Annotated in this window: 12 protein-coding genes; 3 read left to right on the top strand and 9 right to left on the bottom strand. The window is 65.2% G+C overall.

What is annotated here, in order from left to right:
• The first annotated feature begins 16 nt into the window (after window positions 1-16).
• The 3 genes from metF to BM222_RS04350 all read left to right on the top strand — a co-directional run bounded on the left by metF (window position 17) and on the right by BM222_RS04350 (window position 5,596).
• Window positions 17-934, top strand: coding sequence for a methylenetetrahydrofolate reductase [NAD(P)H] (gene metF / locus BM222_RS04360; protein ID WP_177243006.1), 918 nt, complete (start codon window positions 17-19; stop codon window positions 932-934).
• 6 nt (window positions 935-940) lie between these two features.
• Window positions 941-4,807 (top strand): methionine synthase, encoded by a 3,867-nt coding sequence (metH, locus tag BM222_RS04355; RefSeq protein WP_092227037.1) that lies wholly within the window; start codon window positions 941-943, stop codon window positions 4,805-4,807.
• A 222-nt stretch (window positions 4,808-5,029) separates the two neighbouring features.
• Window positions 5,030-5,596, top strand: a complete 567-nt coding sequence (locus tag BM222_RS04350; RefSeq protein WP_092227036.1) for a YbhB/YbcL family Raf kinase inhibitor-like protein — start codon at window positions 5,030-5,032, stop codon at window positions 5,594-5,596.
• 16 nt (window positions 5,597-5,612) lie between these two features.
• On the opposite strand, the gene BM222_RS04345 is transcribed toward BM222_RS04350, so the two are convergent.
• The 9 genes from BM222_RS04345 to BM222_RS04305 all read right to left on the bottom strand — a co-directional run bounded on the left by BM222_RS04345 (window position 5,613) and on the right by BM222_RS04305 (window position 19,499).
• Window positions 5,613-6,242 carry a glutathione S-transferase family protein gene (locus BM222_RS04345; protein WP_092227035.1) on the bottom strand — a complete coding sequence of 210 codons (630 nt, stop codon included), beginning with the start codon at window positions 6,240-6,242 and terminating at the stop codon, window positions 5,613-5,615.
• A 489-nt stretch (window positions 6,243-6,731) separates the two neighbouring features.
• Complete coding sequence (locus BM222_RS04340; protein WP_092227034.1) at window positions 6,732-9,179, bottom strand: penicillin acylase family protein; 2,448 nt, start codon at window positions 9,177-9,179, stop codon at window positions 6,732-6,734.
• A 70-nt stretch (window positions 9,180-9,249) separates the two neighbouring features.
• Complete coding sequence (gene glpK, locus BM222_RS04335) at window positions 9,250-10,755, bottom strand: glycerol kinase GlpK (RefSeq protein WP_092227033.1); 1,506 nt, start codon at window positions 10,753-10,755, stop codon at window positions 9,250-9,252.
• A gap of 183 nt (window positions 10,756-10,938) precedes the next feature.
• Window positions 10,939-11,712, bottom strand: coding sequence for an SDR family NAD(P)-dependent oxidoreductase (locus BM222_RS04330; protein WP_092227032.1), 774 nt, complete (start codon window positions 11,710-11,712; stop codon window positions 10,939-10,941).
• Between the two features lie 159 nt (window positions 11,713-11,871).
• Window positions 11,872-13,014 carry a pimeloyl-CoA dehydrogenase small subunit gene (gene pimD, locus BM222_RS04325; RefSeq protein ID WP_092227031.1) on the bottom strand — a complete coding sequence of 381 codons (1,143 nt, stop codon included), beginning with the start codon at window positions 13,012-13,014 and terminating at the stop codon, window positions 11,872-11,874.
• A 121-nt stretch (window positions 13,015-13,135) separates the two neighbouring features.
• Window positions 13,136-14,326, bottom strand: a complete 1,191-nt coding sequence (pimC, locus tag BM222_RS04320; protein WP_092227030.1) for a pimeloyl-CoA dehydrogenase large subunit — start codon at window positions 14,324-14,326, stop codon at window positions 13,136-13,138.
• 16 nt (window positions 14,327-14,342) lie between these two features.
• The gene (locus tag BM222_RS04315) at window positions 14,343-15,530 is read right to left on the bottom strand and encodes an acetyl-CoA C-acyltransferase (protein WP_092227029.1); all 1,188 of its coding nucleotides are present in this window, start codon (window positions 15,528-15,530) and stop codon (window positions 14,343-14,345) included.
• Entirely contained in the window at window positions 15,527-17,203 is a 1,677-nt protein-coding gene (gene pimA, locus BM222_RS04310) for a dicarboxylate--CoA ligase PimA (protein ID WP_092227028.1), read from the bottom strand. The genes BM222_RS04315 and pimA overlap by 4 nt, the downstream gene beginning before the upstream one ends.
• Window positions 17,204-17,402: 199 nt before the next feature.
• Window positions 17,403-19,499 (bottom strand): 3-hydroxyacyl-CoA dehydrogenase NAD-binding domain-containing protein, encoded by a 2,097-nt coding sequence (locus BM222_RS04305; protein ID WP_092227027.1) that lies wholly within the window; start codon window positions 19,497-19,499, stop codon window positions 17,403-17,405.
• Window positions 19,500-19,522 lie beyond the last annotated feature (23 nt).

The following is a 19,522-nucleotide window of genomic DNA, read 5'->3' as shown; positions in this document are numbered from 1 at the left end:
TGGAGTGAGTGGTGCCATGACCGACTTGACGAACCCTGCGGCAGCCGACGGGCACCTCGCCGTGAAGCGGCCTGCGATCTCGTTCGAATTCTTTCCGCCCAAGACCGAAGATATGGAGCGGAATCTCTGGGAGACCATCAACCGGCTCGCGCCCCTCGACCCGAAATTCGTCTCGGTGACCTACGGCGCCGGCGGCTCGACTCGCGAACGCACCCACTCGACCATCTCCCGCATCCTGAAGGAGACCGCGCTGCTGCCGGCCGCGCACCTGACCTGCGTCGGAGCCTCGCGCGGCGAGATCGACGAGATCGTCGACCGCTACCACGAGGTCGGCGTCCGCCACATCGTGGCCTTGCGCGGCGATCCCGCCGGCGGCATCGGCACGCCCTATGCGAGCCATCCCGACGGCTATCAGACCTCGGATGCGCTTGTCGCGGGAATCAAGAAGCGGCATGCCGACATCGAGGTGAGCGTCTCTGCTTATCCCGAGAAGCACCCCGAAGCGCGGGACTTCGACGCCGACATCGATACGCTCAAGGCAAAAGTCGATGCCGGCGCGACGCGCGCGATCACCCAGGTGTTCTTCGATAACGACCTGTACTTCCGCTATCTCGACCGCGTGCGTGCGCGCGGCATCAACATCCCGATCGTGCCGGGCATCATGCCCATGCACAATTTCAAGCAGGCCCGCAATTTCGTCACCCGGAACGGCACCAGCGTACCCGAATGGCTCGCCGCGAAATTCGAAGGTCTCGACGAGGACGCCGAGACCCGCAAGCTCGTCGCCGCCACGGTGGCAGCCGGCCAGGTGCAGAAACTGGCAAAACACGGCGTCGACACCTTCCATTTCTACACCATGAACCGCGCCGATCTCGTGGTCGCAATCTGCCATTTGCTCGGCATTCGCGCCAAGAGCGCGCAGAAGGCGGCTTGAAGCACAATGACTGTATCCACCTCGCCGAAACGAACCGCCCTCGTCAACGCCGCGCGCGAGCGCATCCTGGTGCTCGACGGTGCCATGGGCACGATGATTCAGAACCTGCAGTTCGACGAGGCCGCCTTTCGCGGCACGCGCTTCGAGAACTTCCATCGCGACCTGCGCGGCAACAACGATCTCCTGATCCTGACCCAGCCGCAGGCCATCGAGGACATCCACGCCGCGTATTTGCGCGCCGGCGCCGACATCGTGGCGACCAATACCTTCTCGACCACCTCGATCGCGCAGGCCGATTACGACCTCACCGATATTGTGTATGAAATGGCGCGCGAAGGCGCCCGTCTTGCCGGCAATGCCGCCCGACGCGTCGCAGCCGAAGACGGCAAGCCGCGCTTCGTTGCAGGTGCCATCGGCCCGACCAACCGTACCGCCTCGATCTCGCCTGACGTGGCCAACCCCGGCTACCGCGCCGTCACCTTCGACGATTTGCGCAAGTCCTATGGCGAGCAGATCCGCGGCCTGATCGACGGCGGCGTCGATCTGCTGCTGGTCGAGACCATCTTCGACACGCTGAACGCCAAGGCGGCGCTCTATGCCATCGCCGAGATCACCGAGGAGCTCGGCATCGACATGCCCGTGATGGTATCGGGCACCATCACCGACAAATCCGGCCGTCTGCTCTCCGGCCAGATGCCGGAGGCGTTCTGGAATTCGGTGCGGCACGCAAAGCCCGTCACCATCGGCTTCAACTGCGCGCTTGGTGCGGAAGATTTGCGCGCGCATATCGCCGACATCGGCCGCGTCGCAGACACCCTGGTCTGCGCCTATCCGAACGCCGGTCTGCCCAACGAGTTCGGCCAATATGACGAGACGCCGGACTACATGGCGCGCCTGGTCGGCGAATTCGCGCGCGACGGCCTCGTCAACGTCGTCGGCGGCTGCTGCGGCACCACGCCGGACCACATCGCGGCGATTGCTGCCGCTGTCGCCCCGCACAAGCCGCGCATCGTTCCGGAGATCGCGCCACGCTTAAGGCTCTCCGGCCTCGAGCCGTTCGTGCTGACGGATGCCATTCCGTTCGTCAATGTCGGCGAGCGCACCAACGTCACCGGCTCGGCCCGCTTCCGCAAGCTGATCACCGCGGGCGACTACACCGCCGCGCTGCAGGTGGCGCGCGACCAGGTCGAGAACGGCGCCCAGATCATCGACGTCAACATGGACGAGGGGCTTCTGGATTCGGAAGCCGCGATGGTGACCTTCCTCAACCTCGTCGCCGCCGAACCCGACATCGCCCGCGTCCCCGTGATGGTCGATTCCTCGAAATTCTCCGTCATCGAGGCCGGCCTGAAATGCGTTCAGGGCAAGCCGGTGGTCAATTCGATCTCGATGAAGGAAGGCGAAGCGAAGTTCATCCACGAAGCCAAGATCGCCCGCCGCCATGGCGCGGCAGTCGTGGTGATGGCGTTCGACGAGCTCGGCCAGGCCGACACGTTCGCGCGCAAGACCGAGATCTGCAAGCGCGCCTACGACATCCTGGTGAACAAGGTCGGCTTCCCGCCCGAGGACATCATCTTCGATCCCAATATCTTTGCGATCGCGACCGGCATCGAGGAGCACAACAATTACGGCGTCGACTTCATCGAGGCGACGCGCTGGATTCGCCAGAACCTGCCGGGCGCGCATATCTCGGGCGGCGTCTCGAACCTGTCGTTCTCGTTCCGCGGCAACGAGCCGGTGCGCGAGGCGATGCACTCGGTGTTCCTGTATCACGCGATCAAGGCCGGCATGGACATGGGCATCGTCAATGCCGGGCAGATGATCGTCTATGACGACATCGATTCTGAATTGCGCCAGACCTGCGAGGACGTCATCCTCAACCGCGATCCGGGCGCGTCCGAGCGTCTCCTGGCGCTGGCCGAGAAATTCCGCGGACGGAAGACCGAGGCAAAGGAAGCCGATCTCGCCTGGCGCGAATGGCCGGTGGAGAAGCGGCTGTCGCATTCGCTGGTGCATGGCATCACCGAGTTCATCGAGCAGGATACCGAGGAAGCCCGCAAGAACGCGTCGCGCCCGCTCGACGTGATCGAAGGACCGCTGATGGCCGGCATGAACGTGGTCGGCGACCTCTTCGGCGACGGCAAGATGTTCCTGCCGCAGGTGGTGAAATCGGCGCGCGTGATGAAGCAGGCGGTGGCCTGGCTGATGCCGTTCATGGAAGAGGAAAAGGCGCGTAATCTCGCCAACGGCCTCGGCGCCGAAGGCTCCTCCTCCGCCGGCAAGATCGTGCTCGCGACCGTCAAGGGCGACGTCCACGACATCGGCAAGAACATCGTGGGCATCGTGCTCCAGTGCAACAATTACGAGGTGATCGACCTCGGCGTGATGGTGCCTGCTTCCAAGATCGTCGAGACCGTGAAGGCGGAGAAGGCCGACATCGTGGGTCTCTCAGGCCTGATCACGCCCTCGCTCGACGAGATGGCGTTCTTCGCGGGCGAGCTGCAGCGCGAGGGCCTGAAGCTGCCGCTGCTGATCGGCGGCGCCACCACGAGCCGCGTGCATACGGCGGTGAAGATCGACCCGAGCTATCGCGCCGGCCCCGTCGTCCACGTCAACGACGCCAGCCGCGCCGTCGGCGTGGCCTCCTCGCTGCTCTCGCCTGAGAAGCGCGAGGCCTATGCTGCCGAGGTGCGCGCCGAATACGCCAAGATCTCCGAGGCGCATCTGCGCGCGCAGGCCGACAAGAAGCGGCTGAAATTGGCCGACGCGCGCAAGAACCGCGTGCCGGTCGACTTCGCGGCCAGCAAGCCGGTGAAGCCTTCCTTCCTCGGCACCAAGAGCTTCGACGACTACGACCTCGCCGAGCTCGTGCCCTACATCGACTGGACGCCGTTCTTCCAGACCTGGGAGCTCGCCGGGCGATTCCCCGCCATCCTCGACGATGCCAAGGTCGGCGAAGTCGCGCGCTCGCTCTATGACGATGCGCGCAGGATGCTCGACACCATTGTGAAGGAGAAATGGTTCCGGGCGCGCGCCACCGTCGGCTTCTGGCCGGCGAACGCTGATGGCGACGACATCGCGCTCTATGCCGACGAGAGCCGCACGAAGAAGATCGCGACGCTGCACACGCTGCGCCAGCAGCTCGAGAAGCGCGAGGGACGTTTCAACGCGGCGCTGGCCGACTTCGTCGCGCCTGCGGGCGTGCCCGACTATGTCGGCGGCTTCGTCGTCACCGCCGGGATCGGCGAGGACGCGGTCGCGGACCGCTTCAAGATGGCCAATGACGATTACTCCTCGATCCTGTGCAAGGCGCTGGCGGACCGCCTCGCCGAAGCCTTTGCCGAGCGCATGCATGCCCGCGTCCGTCGCGAGTTCTGGGCCTATGCGCCTGATGAGGCGCTGTCGAACGAGGAGCTGATCCTGGAAAAATATCAGGGCATCCGCCCGGCGCCCGGTTATCCCGCCCAGCCCGATCACACCGAAAAGGCGACGCTGTTCGCGCTGCTCGATGCGGAGGCCACGGCCGGCGTGCAGCTGACCGAGAGCTTCGCGATGTGGCCGGGCTCGTCCGTGAGCGGACTCTATTTCAGCCATCCCGAAAGCTTCTATTTCGGCGTCGGCAAGATCGAGCGCGACCAGGTCGAGGACTATGCCGCACGCAAGGAGATGAGCGTCTCCGAGGTCGAACGCTGGCTGGCGCCGATCCTCAACTACATCCCGGCGCAACAGACGTCGGCCGCCAGGGACGTGAATGCCTCGTTCGCGGCCACACCGGCGAACGACGTCACGCCCAACGACCTCGCCACGCACCCCCCCGGCTGCACCTGCGCCGTGCATCTGGCCTGGCAGAAAAAGCGGGTCGGGGCAGGCTAGGCTCTTGCCACACATCGGGTGTCGTCCTGGCGAAAGCCAGGACCCATACCGCGTGATCCATCGCGGGAATGATGCTGCACGTGGCGCTCCCGATCAAAATTTGCCGGTGCCTCGCAGCGCCGATCGCGCCGCAGCATCGAAAGCAACCGGGCAGGCCGATTGAAACACCGTTCCTTGGGCGCTACCTTCCCGTGTTTTCATGCTTCTGCGAAGGGAGTTGCCATGACAAGGTTTGCGTTCTCATTGCTGGCATCGTGCGCGTTCCTGCTTTCTGCAGGTGAGGCTGGTGCGCAGAGCCTCGCGTTGACCAGCCCGGACATCGCCGAAGGTGCAACGATCGCCAACGAGCAGGTATTCAAGGGATTTGGCTGTACGGGCAACAACGTTTCGCCGGCCTTGAGCTGGACCGGTGCACCGGCAGCCACCAAGAGCTTCGCCGTGACGATTTATGATCCTGACGCGCCGACCGGCAGCGGCTGGTGGCACTGGGTCGTTTTCAATCTTCCAGCTTCCGTCACTTCGCTTCCAAAGGGGGCAGGCGATCCGAAGAAGAACTCGATGCCGAAGGGAGCGGTCCAGAGCCGCACCGACTTCGGCAGTGATGGCTATGGCGGGCCGTGCCCACCGACCGGCGACAAGCCGCATCACTATCAGATCACCGTCTTCGCCGTAGACGTCGCAAAGCTTCCGGACGCCAAGGATCATTCGGCGTCGGCAGCGCTCGTTGGTTTCGATCTGCACTTTCACACGCTTGCGAAAGCCACACTGACCGGTCTCTACGGCCGATGAGGTGACCTGGCGGCGCTCACCCTTTCGGCGGGGCGAGCGGCTGGACGATCTCCTTGAACGGCGCCAGCGCCTCGCAGCGCTCGGCATGCGCCGCGAGCGCCGGATAGCGTGCGGGATCGAAGAGCTGCGGGTGGGCCTCGCGGGTGAAGCGCACGACGCAGGCGACCGCGACATCGGCGTGGCCGATGCGCTCACCCAGCCAGTACGGCGTCGTCACCTTGGCACGCTCGGTTTCCAGTACCTTCAGCACGTCGGCGATCTGGGCCTGGCAGCGCTCGGCCCACAGCGCGAGCGGCTCCTTCCGCAGCACGCGCTCGTAGAGCAGGCTGACCGCCTTGTCGCCGAGGCCGGTCGCGAGCGCGCAGATGCGCAGGTGCCGGCGACGCTCAGCGCCGCTACGCGGCAGCATCGCCTTGTCCGCACCGACAAGCTCGTCGAGATAGTCCAGAATGATCGTGCTCTCGATCAGCGCCTCGCCATCATCACACACCAGCGTCGGCACGCGGCGCAGTGGATTGTACGGGGCGATCTTGTCGGCATCTCCGAAGGTCGACCACGGCTTGTGCTCGAAGGTGATGCCGTAAAGTCGCAGCGCAATCGCGACGCGGCGGACGAAAGGGGAATCATATTGGCCGATCAGGAACATGGTTTTCGCTCTTCGCAATCGGTGGATCAGGCAGGGCCGATCAGTCTCCACGCTCCGATCGACATCGCGCAACGAGAATTTTCGAAATGGAGCATTGCGCCGGATGCAACCGCGCGCTCACAACATGCGGTCCGACGCGCTTGCAGCCCATCCCGGATCGCGCGCTTGAACGCCGCGATCGCAGCCGAGGGCGGTGAATTTCGAAAGTTAGCGGCGTGGCGGTGCTTCAAACCCCGGCATTGCGAACCTTGCGAAGCCATGAGGATGGAAGGAGTGGTGTAAGCGTCGTTACGCGATAACAGGCGGGGCTGCTTTCTTCGCCTCTCCCGCTTGCGGAGAGGCCGACGCGCAGAGCGCGGCGGGTGAGGGCTCTTTCCACGCAGGCACATCTTCTGCAATCTCGGCGACCCCGACGCGGAGAGAGCCCCCACCCCAACCCTCCCCCGCAAGCGGGAGAGGGAGTCCGAGCTGTGTGCTCTCCTTACGGACTCACCGCGGCGTCAGCGTGATTGCCTCCGCGGTCGCAGCTTCCACTGCGCTGCGGCTGTAGAGCAGCGGCACGTACTGCCCCGACGCCCACAGCGGCGCGAGGTCGCGGTAGTGGCCGCTGAAGGGATCGCCGGATTGCCCTGGTGTGTTGATGGTGCGGCTGGCGTCCCAATTGCCGACGTCGAGCACCATGCGGAACGACGCGCCCGAGAGGAGCCGGTAATCCGAGCGGCGATAGGTGGCGGCGCGCGGCACGTTGGCCGCGCCCCCGAAGGCGAGCGGACCGACCGACATCTGCGTCGCGGTGGCCTTGTCGGCGAGCGGCATCAGCGCGTGGTCGAACTGTGCGACATGCAGGCGACCCCAGCGCCAGGTAGAGGGATCAGGGCCGAGCTTGCTGATGACATCGGCCACCGCCGCACCGAGGCTGTCGCGCAGGATCTGGTCGCGCGTAACAGCGGGATCTGCGCCAAACGATGCATCGGGAGATTCCAGCGCGGCCACGAGCGCCGAAATGCTGGAGGCCTCGGGCGCGATCAGGTCGGCGGCCTTGGGAGCCGTGATCTTCAACAGCACCGGTCCGAGATGATTGGCGATCCAGACCTCGAACACGGCCGCAGCCGCACTGTCGGCGGCGTCGCGCGCATCCCAGGTCTTCAGCAGATCGAGACCCTGCCTCACATTGGCATCGTCAGAGGTGAGCGGCTGCAGCAACTTGACCAGCCGCCGTCCCATCATGGCGGTGTCGTCGTTCTGCAGATCCATGGCGTCGGCGAGCGTCACCTTGTTGTTGGCCGCGAGTACCTCGGTGATGCGCTGCCAGCGCGCGCTGTCGGACCATTCGAACCCGACCCTGCGCTCGTTGACCGGATAATCGGCCGGCAGGTTCATTTGGTTGGCGGTGGCGAAAAAGCCCTGCGCCGGCTGATAGGATTTCGGCAGCTCGTCGAGCGAGAGAAATCCCTGCCATTCATAGCGGCCGTCGCCGGGCACCGGCATCAGGCCATCGAAATTGACACGGCGCGGCGTCTTGCCGGCAGCGACCCAACCGATATTGCCCCTGGTGTCGGCATAGACCTGGTTCTCCGAAGGCGCCCCCCATCGGCGCATGGCGGCGAGGAAGCCGCTCCAGTCCTTTGCGGTCATGTAGTCCGATGAGCCGAAATAGGCCGACGTGCCGGGCTCGAACCAGATCGAGCGCACGACAAAGGCGTGCTTCTTGTCCTGGTCGACGAAGATCACGGGCCCGTGGCGCGTGAATTTCAGCTCGAGGTCGCGATTTCCCTCGCCCTTCACCTCTTCCGTCTCGTGAACGATACGCATGTCCTCCCAGCCACTGCCGTAGCGATACTGGTTGGGATTCTGCGGATTGAGTTCGTAGACGTAGAGGTCCTCCTGGTCGACGTTGAAGATGGTGAGGCCGAAGGCGATGGTGCCGTTGTGGCCGATCGAGATGCCTGGGAGTGCCGGCTCGCCGGCGCCGATCACCGAGAGACCGGGTGCATTGAGTCCGACGATATAGCGCAGCGAGGGCACGCTGTGCTCGCGATGCGGATCATTGGCGAGGATCGGGCGGCCCGTCGCCGTGCGCGAGGCCGCGATCACCCAATTGTTGGAGCCGATGGTGTCGCGCTGCTGGTCGGCCTCGGTGAGATATTTGTCGGGATCGTGCGCGAGCGCCGCCTTCTGGTCCTTGGGCGCGGCAAAGGCGACGGGGCGCGTCGCGAGATCGTAGGCCGCGAGCACGGCCTTCGGCACGGTGCAGGGATCGAGGCCGTCAGGTACCTTCGTCGTCCAGGCCGGCTCCAGCTTCACGCGAAAACGATCGGCATCGAGGCCGGCGGCGCAGGCGACCAGCGAGCGCTTGACCTCGGAGGAGACATTGCGCGTCAGGCCGTGGCTGCGAATGCGAACGACATCGTCTGCCGTCCAGGCATCGGGCATGGTGCCGGCGATCCTGAACTCGATCGGCAGCGGGCGCTTGCCCGCGCGCACGTCAGTGACATAGGCGTTGATGCCGGCGACGAACGCGTCCGCATAGGTCTTCGCCTTGGGGCCATAGGAAGCCCATTCCGCCTTCATGTCGCCGCGATAGAGAAACAGCCGCAGCGCCTTGTCCTGCTCGGCATAGGCCGGACCGAAATCCCTGGCGAGCAGGCCGAGGCCACGCTTGCGCCAGAGATCGATCTGCCAGAGCCGGTCCCGCGCTGCGTTGAAACCCTGCAGGAAGAACAGGTCGTGCTCGTTGCCGGCATAGATGTGCGGGATGCCCCAGACATCGACCAGGATCTGGGCGGGCGCGTCGAGACCGGCGACGTCGGTCATGACCTGACGCGCGCTCAGCAGCGGGTTCGGCTTTTCGCGCCCGATGGCTGGCGCGGCGAGCAGCGCGGCGGCGATCGCCGCGCCAAAGAGCTTTTGGATGACCCGGTTGAAATCCGTGTTCATTCTCTTCTCCCGTTGTTGTTCTTTTTTGCGTGCCGCTAATTTTGGCCCGGTAGCCCGTACAAGAATCCGCCTATTCCTCGCCCTCGTCGCTTGCCAGCACACCCTTCACCGCTCTCGCCCAGCCCGCGAGCTTTCGATCGCGCGTGGCCTGGCTCATGTTCGGCCTGAAGCGGTGCTCGAGGCGCCAATTGTCGGCGAATTTCGTCGGCTCGGGATAGACGCCCGCATTGAGGCCCGCGAGATAGGCCGCGCCGAGCGCCGTGGTCTCCTGGATCACGGGACGGTCGACCGGGGCGTCCAGGAGATCGGCGAGGCGCTGCATGGTCCAGTCCGACGCGGTCATGCCGCCATCGACGCGAAGCACGACGCTGGCGGTTTCCGAGCTCGGCCAGTCCGCGCGCATCGCGGCCCACAGATCGAAGGTCTGGTAACAGACGCTCTCGAGCGCGGCATGCGCGAGCTCGGCCGGGCCGGTGTTGCGGGTGAGGCCGAACAACGCGCCGCGGACGCGCGGATTCCAATAGGGCGCGCCCATGCCGACGAAGGCCGGGACGAGATAAACGCTCTGCATGGAGTCCGACTGATCAGCCAGCGGGCCGGTCTCGGCCGCGTGCTTGATGATGCCGAGACCATCGCGCAGCCATTGCACCGCCGAGCCTGCGACGAAGATCGAGCCTTCGAGCGCGTAGGTGCGCTTGCCGTCGAGCTGATAGGCGATGGTGGTGAGCAGCTTGTTCTGGGAGACCACGGGCGTGGAGCCGGTGTTGAGCAGCGCAAAGCAGCCGGTGCCGTAGGTCGACTTCATCATGCCGGGGCGGAAACAGGCTTGACCGATGGTCGCGGCCTGCTGGTCGCCGGCGATGCCTGCGATGGCGATCGGGCCGCCGAACAAATCAGGCGTGCTCTCGCCGAAGCGGGCGGAGGAATCCTTCACCTCCGGCAGCATCGAGCGTGGCACGCCGATGATCTCGAGCAGTTCGTCGTCCCACTGGCCGGTGTGGATGTTGAACAGCAGCGTGCGCGAGGCGTTGGTGGCGTCGGTGGCGTGCACCTTGCCGCCGGTGAGGCGCCAGAGCAGGTAGCAATCGACCGTGCCGAACATCAGCTCCCCGCGGGCGGCACGCGCGCGCGCGCCGGGGACGTGGTCGAGGATCCAGGCCACCTTGGTGCCGGAAAAATAGGGGTCGATGATCAGGCCTGTTTTCCGCGAGATCAGCGGCTCGCGGCCGTCTGCTTTCAATTTGGCGCAGATGCCGGCGGTGCGGCGGTCCTGCCAGACGATGGCGCGGTGCACGGCCTGCCCCGTGGTGCGGTCCCACACCACGGTGGTCTCGCGCTGATTGGTGATGCCGATCGCGGCGATGTCCTTGGCCGTAATGCCCGCCTGCTCGATCGCGTCGCGGCAGACCATCACGGTCGAGGTCCAGATGTCCTCGGGCTCGTGCTCGACCCAGCCCGAGGCAGGAAAATGCTGCTGAAACTCCTGCTGCGCGCGGGCCGCGATCGAAATGTCGCTCCGGAAGACGATCGCGCGCGAGGAGGTGGTGCCCTGGTCGATGGCGAGGACGAAAGACATGGAAGCTTACCTTGGCGTTTTCTTTGGGCGTTTTCCCCGGAAGGGGTGATTGTGTCGCGCCAAAGAAACGGGATTGCCGCGGAGAGGTCAAGGTGGCATGCGCCGGGCGCGCTTCTCTTACCCTCCCCTGCAGGGCCGTCCAGAGGAGGGTAAGCGAAGCGGCCCTGCAAGTGGCGCGAGGCCCTACACCGCCGCCGTGGTGACGCCGCCGTCGATCACGATGGTCTGGCCGGTCATGAAGCTCGAGGCATCCGAGGCGAGATAGGCGACGGCGCCGGCGATTTCGTCGGGCTCGCCGATGCGGCGCAGCGGCGTGGTCGCGGTGCGGCGCTTGAGGTTGGCTTCGTCTTCCCACAGCGCGCGGGCGAAATCGGTCTTGACGAGGCCGGGCGCGATGCAGTTGACGCGGACGCCCTTCGGGCCCCATTCGCCGGCGAGCGAGCGGCACAGCGCGAAATCGGCGGCCTTGGAGATGCCGTAGGCACCGATCACGGTCGAGCCGCGCAAGCCGCCGATCGAGGAGATGATGACGACCGAGCCGTTGCCGCGTGCCGCCATCTGCGGGATTGCGAGCGCGGCGAGCCAGATGTTGCTCTTGACGTTCGAGCCCATGATCTTGTCGAAGGCCTCGTCCGTGATGTCGAGCAGCGGGCCGTAATACGGGTTCACCGCGGCGTTGCAGACCAGGATGTCGATCTTGCCGTAGTGCTTGGTCGCACCCGCGATCAGCGCCTCGACCTCGGCCTTGCGCGCGATGTTGCAGGGGATCACGGTGGCGTCGCCGCCCGAGGCATTGATGCCGTCGGCGACTTCCTTGCAGGCGTCGGCCTTGCGCGAGGACACCACGACCTTGGCGCCGAGCTTGGCGAGCAGCTCGGCGGATGAGCGGCCAATGCCGCGGCTGGAGCCGGTGACGACGGCGACCTTGCCGGTGAGATCGAACGGGGTGTTTTTCATTGGTGGTGGGCTCCTGTAGCGTCTCGTTCAGGCGTCATCGCCGGGCTTGACCGGGCGATCCAGCGTTCCGGAGACAGCGCGAATAGAACCGAGACGCCGCGGCGTACTGGATCCCCCGCTTTCGCGGGGGATGACAGTCTTCGTGCGGTTTAGATCAACTCAAATCAACCCACCCGAATCCGCGACGCGGCGCTGGTGGTAGTCGGTGTCGCCGAACGTGTTCTCGATCATGGTCAGGCGCTTGAAGTAGTGGCCGATCTTCGCCTCCATCGTCATGCCGATGCCGCCGTGGAGCTGGATCGACTGCTGGCCGACGAATTTCAGCGACTTGCCGATCTGCGCCTTGGCCGCGGCGATGGCGTTGCTGCGTTCCTTGGCGTCCTCGAAATCGCTCGCCATGGTCGCGAACATCGACATCGAGCGGGCCTGTTCGGTGGCGACGAACATGTCGGAGGCGCGGTGCTGCAATGACTGGAACGAGCCGATCGCGACACCGAACTGCTTGCGCGTCTTGATGTACTCGACCGTGGTCTTGAGCGATTCGTCCATCAGGCCAACCGCTTCGGCGCAGAGCGCGACGCGGGCTTCATCGACGACGCGCTCGATCAGCGCGAGGCTGTCTTCCGGATTGCCGATCGCGGCATCCGCGCCCACCTCGACGCCGGTGAAGGTGATGTCGGCGGCGTGCAGGCCGTCCTGGGTCGGGTAGGACTTCCTGGTCACGCCTTTGGCGTTCGCCGGGACCAGGAACACGCCGATGCCTGACGTGTCGCGGCGGTTACCCTTGGTGCGCGCGGTGACGACAAGCGTGTCGGCATTCTCGCCGTTGAGCACGACGAATTTTTCGCCGTCGATGACCCAGCCGTCGCCCTTCTTCTTCGCCGTGGTGGCGACGTCGAAGAGATCGTAGCGCGAGTTCTTCTCGAGCTGGGCAAACGCCAGCGTCTTGCTGCCGTCGACGATGCCGGGAACGTGCGCGGCCTTCTGCGCGTCGGAGCCGGCGTGGCGCAGGAAGCCGCCGCCGATCACGACGGTCGCGAGATAAGGCTCGAGCACCAGAGCCTTGCCGAGCGCTTCCATCACGATCATGGTCTCGACACCGCCGCCGCCGAAGCCGCCATCGGCCTCGCTGAAAGGCAGACCAAGCAGGCCCTGCTCGGCGAGCTTGCCCCAGACGGCTCTGCTCCAGCCGCCCTTCTCCTTCATGTACTTCTTGCGGCTCTCGAAATCGTAGGAATCGGTCAGCAGGCCGTCGATGCTGTCCTTCAGGAGCCGCTGCTCCTCGGTCAGGTCAAAATCCATTTTCTCTCATCTCCCGGTGTCGATTTCGTCATGCCCGGCCTTGTGCCGGGCATCCACGTTCTTCGTGCCGCTAGACGTGGATGGCCGGGTCAAGCCCGGCCATGACGGCGAGTGTGTACGATCAGAGCCCCAGCACCGCCTTGGCGATGATGTTGCGCTGGATCTCGTTGGAGCCGCCGTAGATCGAGACCTTGCGGTTGTTGAAGTAGCTCGGCGCGATCTGGGCGGTCCAGTCCATGGCTTCGTTCGAGCCATCGTCGCCGTGCACGTCGTACGGTGCGGCGAACGGGCCGATCACTTCCATCAACAGCTCGGTGGTGGTCTGCTGGATCTCGGAACCCTTGATCTTCAGCACCGAGGACGCCGGATTGGGCTTGCCCTTGCCGTGCTTGCCTTCGTCGGCGACGACGCGCAGCTGCGTCAGCTCGAGCGCCTTCAGCTCGATCTCGCAGGCCGCGAGCTTCTCGCGGAACGCGGCGTCCTGGATGATCGGCTTGCCTGATGATTCGACCTTGCCGGCGAGGTCGCGGATGCGGCGCAGCCGCTCCTTGGAGACGCCGACCCGGGCGATGCCGGTGCGCTCATTGCCGAGCAGGAATTTGGCGTAATCCCAGCCCTTGTTCTCTTCGCCGATCAGGTTTTCGACGGGCACCTCGACATCGTCGAAGAAGACTTCGTTGACTTCATGACCGCCGTCGATGGTCTGGATCGGACGTACGGTGACGCCCTTCGACTTCATCGAGAACACGATGAAGGAGATGCCCATCTGCTTCTTGGCGGATGCATCGGTACGGCAGAGGCAGAAGATCATGTCGGCGTGCTGGGCCAGCGTGGTCCAGGTCTTCTGGCCGTTGATGATCCACTTGTCGCCCTTGCGCTCGGCTTTCGTCTTCAGCGAAGCAAGGTCCGAACCGGAGCCGGGCTCGGAGAAGCCCTGGCACCACCAATCGTCGACATTGGCGATGCGCGGCAGATACTTCTTCTTCTGCTCTTCGTTGCCGAAGGTGTAGATGACGGGGCCAACCATGCTGACGCCGAAGGCGAGCGGCTGCGGCGCCGGATAGGACTGCAGCTCTTCGTTGAAGATGTAGTGCTGCACCGAGGTCCAACCCGTGCCGCCATACTGCTTGGGCCAATGACTGACGCCCCAGCCCTTCTTGTTGAGGATGCGCCACCACGTCACCATCTCGTCCTTGGAGAGGTGGCGGCCTTCGACCAGCTTGCGCCGCGTATCCGGCGGCACGTTGTCGCGGAAGAATGAACGCACTTCCTCGCGAAACGCCTGCTCTTCTTTCGTGAATGCGAGATCCATCGGATCCTCCTATGAATTACTGCAAAATTTCGAACAGACCAGCCGCGCCCATGCCGCCGCCGACGCACATGGTGACGACTGCGTACTTGGCCTTGCGACGGCGGCCTTCGATCAGGGCGTGGCCGGTCAGGCGTGCGCCCGACATGCCGTAGGGATGGCCGACCGAGATCGCGCCGCCATCGACGTTGATCTTCTCCGGATCGATGCCGAGCTTGTCGCGGCAATAGAGCACCTGCACCGCGAAGGCTTCGTTCAGCTCCCAGAGGCCGATATCGTCGACCTTGAGGCCATGGCGCTTGAGCAGGCGCGGCACGGCAAACACCGGGCCGATGCCCATCTCGTCAGGCTCGCAGCCGGCCGAGACGAAGCCGCGGAAGATGCCGAGCGGCTCGAGACCGCGTCTCGCCGCCTCCTTGTCGCTCATGATCACGCTCGCGCTGGCGCCATCCGAGAGCTGGCTGGCATTGCCGGCGGTGATGGAGAAGCCGTCGCCGCGCACGGGCTTGAGGCCGCCAAGGCCTTCGAGCGTCGTCTCCGGGCGCGGACCTTCGTCCTGCGACAGCGTCACTTCCTTCATCGAGACAGTGCCGGTCGCCTTGTCGGTAACCGCCATCTGCGTGGTGATCGGCGCGAGCTCGTCGTTGAACTTGCCGCCCTGCTGCGCGGCTGCGGTGCGGCGCTGGCTCTCCAGCGAATATTCGTCCTGGCGTTCGCGCGAAATGCCGTAGCGCTGGGCCACGATTTCGGCGGTGTCGATCATGGGCATGTAGACCTCGCCCTTGATCTCGAGCAGCGCCGGATCCTGGGCGTGGAAGCCGTTCATCTTGTCGTTCTGCACCAGCGAGATCGACTCGCCGCCACCGCCGACCGCGATCTCGACGCCGTCGAAGATCACCGAACGCGCGGCCAGCGCGATCGCCTGCAGGCCCGAGGCGCACTGTCGGTCGATCGTGGTGCCGGCGACAGTGACAGGGAGGCCGGCACGGAGTAGCGCCTTGCGCGCGATGTTGCCGCCGGTGGCGCCCTGCTGGAGGGCGGCGCCCATCACGACGTCCTCGATCTCCTTCGGATCGACCTTGGCGCGCGCGACGGCTTCGCCGATGGCGTGGCCGAGCAAGGTGGCGCCCTCGGTGGCGTTGAGCGCGCCGCGATAGGCCTTGCCGATCGGCGTACGGGCGGTGGAAACGATGACGGCGTCGGTCAAGAGCGACCTCCTGGTTGCGTTGGATGTGATGGTTTCTGCTGCTGCCGCAGTTCGTGGCGCGACAATTTTCCGACGGGCGTGCGCGGCAGGTCGTCGACGAACTCGACCGCCGCCGGCATTTCGTGCTTGCCGACCTTGCCGGCGAGCTGCGCGCGCAGCTCGTCGAGCGAGAACGGCTTGGCGCCCGGCTTGAGCTTGATGAAGGCCTTCGCGGCCTCGCCGCGATAGGCGTCGGGAATGCCGAGCACGATCACCTCATGCACGCCCGGAACGGTGTAGATCGCCTGCTCGATCATCTGCGGATAGACGTTGAAGCCACCTGAGATGATCATGTCCTTCTTGCGGTCGACCAGGAAGAAATAACCGTCGGTGTCGACATAGCCGATATCGCCTGTGAGGAAGCGGCCGTCGACGAAGGCCTCCGCGGATCCGGCCGGTCTGTTCCAATAGCCTCTGGTGACGTTCGGACCCTTGATGCGGATCTCGCCGACTTCGCCCGGCGGCAACACTTTGGTTGGATCTTCCAGCGAGACGACGTCAAGCTCGATGCCGGGCAGCATCAACCCGATCGAACCGGGCTTGTCGGGTCCGACAGGCGGATGGCCGGTGCCGGGCGAGCAGGTCTCGGTCATGCCCCAGCCGCTCTTCAGCTTCTTGCCGACCTTGCGCTCGAAGAAGCTCGCGACCTCGACCGGCAGCGGTGCGCCGCCGGAGCCGATCGCGGTGAGCGAGGAGAAGTCGCGCTTGTCGAGATCGGGCAGTGCCGCGATCGCGATCCACATCGTCGGCACGCCGGGGAAATAGGTCGCGCGCTTGACCTCGATGTCGCGCATCACGGCTTCGACGTCGAAGCGCTGGTGGAGCGAGATCAGATTGCCGCGGCGGAGCGACGACAGCAACACCACGGTGAGCGCATAGATGTGGAACAGGGGCAGCACGCAGATCACGCGCTCGACGACGTCGCCACGCGCCGCACGGTTCGGCTTGCCCCAGATGTCGTAGATCGAGACCGCGGATGAAAGATTGCCGTGGGTCAGCATCGCGCCTTTCGGCAGGCCGGTGGTGCCGCCGGTATATTGCAGCAAGGCGACGTCATCGACCGAAACTGCGGGCCATTGTGCCGGCAGCGGCGCGCCTTCGACAAAGGCCTTGAAGGTGACGATGCGGGGATCATCGGGGATCGCCGCCTGCGGCGTGCCGACCTTGCCCCAGCTGTCGTCCTCGCAGACGACCAGGCGATCGATCAACCCCTTCTCCAGTAATTTCAGAGCGGTCGGCAACAAGGCCTGGAGGTTCGAGGTGACGAGCAGGCGCGAGCCGGAATCGGAGACCTTGTGCGTCAGCGCGATCTCGCCGTCGAGCGGCGACAGATGCGCGACGCGGGCGCCTGCCTTCAGCGCGCCGAAGAAATTGACGGGATGATCAGGCGTATTGCCGAGGAACAGCGCGACGGAGCTGTTCTTGCCGCAACCGACGCGCAGGAACGCGGCCGCCGCGCGCTCGGCCTGAGCGGCGAGCTCGGCATAGGTGATCGGACGGTCGCGAAATTCGATCGCGATGCGCGGGCCGTAATTTGCGGCGGCCGTCGCGAGCAGGTCAGGCAGCGTGCCCTGGACGATGCTGTCGTCCCAATGCACGCCCTCAGGGTAGAACTGTTCGCCGGGATGGGTCATTGCTTCGTTACTTCACGTAAGGCAGGCACGGACGGATGGGCACCCTCCCCCCTTGCGGGGGAGGGTTGGGGAGAGGGTAGCCACAAACGCTGCGCTCGCCCCGGGGCTACCCCCCTCCCTGCCCCTCCCCCGCAAGGGGGGAGGGAACGGAGGGAGCGTGCCTCGGAGGAAGACGTCGCGGCTATGGCGACCAACCCAATCACGCCGCTTTCGACTCGGCCGCCAGCGACGCGAAGGTCTTGCCTTCCGCCGCAAGCTTCTTCAGCAGCGGCGCGGGCTCGAGGCTGGGGTCGTTGGTCTCCCTGGCGTAGAACGACAGACGATCGGCGATGTGCTTGAGGCCGACGCTGTCGGCCCAGAACATCGGGCCACCGCGATAGATCGGCCAGCCATAGCCGTACAGCCAGACCACGTCGATGTCGGAGGGGCGCGCCGCGATGCCCTCTTCGAGGATCTTCGCGCCCTCGTTGATCATCGGATAGATCATGCGCTCGAGGATCTCGTCGTCGCTGACGACGCGCTTCTTGCGGCCGAGACGGGCAAGCGTCTCGTCGATCAGCTTCTCGACCTCGGGGTCGGGCATCGGCGCGCGCGAGCCCTGCTCATACTTGTAGTAGCCCTTGCCGGTCTTCTGGCCGAAGCGGCCGGCTTCGCACAACGCGTCGGCGATTTCCGACTTGATGCCGCGGTCCTTACGCGAGCGCCAGCCGATGTCGAGGCCGGCGAGGTCGCCCATCGCGAACGGGCCCATCGGCATGCCGAATTTCGTAACGACGGCGTCGACCTGCTGCGGCAGCGCGCCTTCGAACAACAGCTTCTCGGACTGCTTGCCACGCTGCGCCAGCATGCGGTTGCCGACGAAGCCGTCACAGACGCCGACCACGGCCGGGACCTTCGCAATCTTGCGCGCGATGGTCACAGCCGTCACAAGGGCGTCCGGCGCGGTCTTGTCCGCGCGCACGATCTCGCACAGCTTCATGACATTCGCGGGCGAGAAGAAGTGCATGCCGAGCACGTCCTGCGGACGCTTGGTCGCCTTCGCGATCTCGTCGATGTTCAGGTAGGAGGTGTTGGAGGCCAGCACGGCACCGGGCTTGGCATATTGGTCGAGCTTGCCGAACACTTCCTTCTTGACCGCCATGGTCTCGAACACGGCTTCGATGACGAGGTCGGCATCGCCGACATTCTCGATGCCGACGACACCGTTGATCAGCGCCATGCGCTTGGCGGGTGCATCGGCCGGGATGCCACCGCGCGCGGCGGTCGCTTCCCAGTTCTTCTGCATGATGCCCATGCCGCGCTTGAGCTGCTCCTCGCCTGTTTCGATCAGGGTGACGGGAACGCCCGCGTTGGCAAACGACATCGCGATGCCGCCGCCCATGGTGCCGGCGCCGAGAATGGCGACACGGTTAACGGGACGCGGCTTGGTGCCTTCAGGGACGCCCGCGATCTTGTTGGCCTCGCGCTCGGCGAAGAAGGCATAGCGCTGCGCCTTGGACTGGTCGCTGGCGACGAGCTTGAGGAAACCCTCGCGCTCCTTCTTCAGACCTTCGTCGAACGGCAGGTCGATGGCATAGCCGACCGCGTCGGCAGCCGCGAACGGCGCTTCCAGGCCGCGCGCCTTCTTGGTCATGGCCGCGACCGCATTGGTGAAGATCGAGCGGTCAGCCTTCGCTGCCGCGATCTTTGAATCATCGTCGCGCAGCCGGCGCAGCGGGCGCTTCTCGGCCAGCAGCTTGCGCACGAAGGCTTCCCCGCCGGAGGCCGGGCCTTCGACGATCTCCTCGATCAAGCCGGCCTTGAGCGCTTCAGCCGCGCCGATGGGATCCCCGCCGACGATCATCTTGACCGCGAGCTCGGGACCGACTGCGCGCGGCAGGCGCTGGGTGCCGCCGGCGCCCGGCAACAGCCCGAGTTTCACCTCGGGCAGGCCGAGCTTGGCCTCCTTCACGGCCACACGGAAATGACAGGCAAGCGCCACTTCGAGGCCACCGCCGAGCGCGGTGCCGTGAATTGCGGCCACGACCGGCTTGGGCGAGTTCTCGATCTCCGCCAGCACGTCATTGAGTGCGGGGGCCTTCGGCGGCTTGCCGAACTCGGTGATGTCGGCGCCCGCGATGAAGGTACGGCCGGCGCAGGTCAGCACGATGCCCTTGATGGCGGAATCGGCGATCGCGGCCTTGATGCACTCCAGGATACCGCCACGAACTGCGGCACTCAGCGCATTGACTGGAGGGCTATTGACCGTGACGATCCCGATATCGTCATGACGCTCAAGCTTGACCACTTCGCTCACGGCTTCCCTCCTTGGTGGGGATT

This window comes from Bradyrhizobium sp. Gha, assembly GCF_900113735.1.
In the GTDB taxonomy this organism is placed as follows: domain Bacteria; phylum Pseudomonadota; class Alphaproteobacteria; order Rhizobiales; family Xanthobacteraceae; genus Bradyrhizobium.
The sequence above is the reverse complement of the archived record's forward strand: the minus strand, read 5'-3'. Positions and strand labels throughout refer to the sequence as shown.

What these genes read in the sequence shown, in the direction of transcription:
- metF (WP_177243006.1), top strand. Translation starts at nt 17, where the DNA reads ATGACCGACTTGACGAACCCTGCGGCAGCCGACGGGCACCTCGCCGTG.
- metH (WP_092227037.1), top strand. Translation starts at nt 941, where the DNA reads ATGACTGTATCCACCTCGCCGAAACGAACCGCCCTCGTCAACGCCGCG.
- BM222_RS04350 (WP_092227036.1), top strand. Translation starts at nt 5,030, where the DNA reads ATGACAAGGTTTGCGTTCTCATTGCTGGCATCGTGCGCGTTCCTGCTT.
- BM222_RS04345 (WP_092227035.1), bottom strand. Translation starts at nt 6,242, where the DNA reads ATGTTCCTGATCGGCCAATATGATTCCCCTTTCGTCCGCCGCGTCGCG.
- BM222_RS04340 (WP_092227034.1), bottom strand. Translation starts at nt 9,179, where the DNA reads ATGAACACGGATTTCAACCGGGTCATCCAAAAGCTCTTTGGCGCGGCG.
- glpK (WP_092227033.1), bottom strand. Translation starts at nt 10,755, where the DNA reads ATGTCTTTCGTCCTCGCCATCGACCAGGGCACCACCTCCTCGCGCGCG.
- BM222_RS04330 (WP_092227032.1), bottom strand. Translation starts at nt 11,712, where the DNA reads ATGAAAAACACCCCGTTCGATCTCACCGGCAAGGTCGCCGTCGTCACC.
- pimD (WP_092227031.1), bottom strand. Translation starts at nt 13,014, where the DNA reads ATGGATTTTGACCTGACCGAGGAGCAGCGGCTCCTGAAGGACAGCATC.
- pimC (WP_092227030.1), bottom strand. Translation starts at nt 14,326, where the DNA reads ATGGATCTCGCATTCACGAAAGAAGAGCAGGCGTTTCGCGAGGAAGTG.
- pimA (WP_092227028.1), bottom strand. Translation starts at nt 17,203, where the DNA reads ATGACCCATCCCGGCGAACAGTTCTACCCTGAGGGCGTGCATTGGGAC.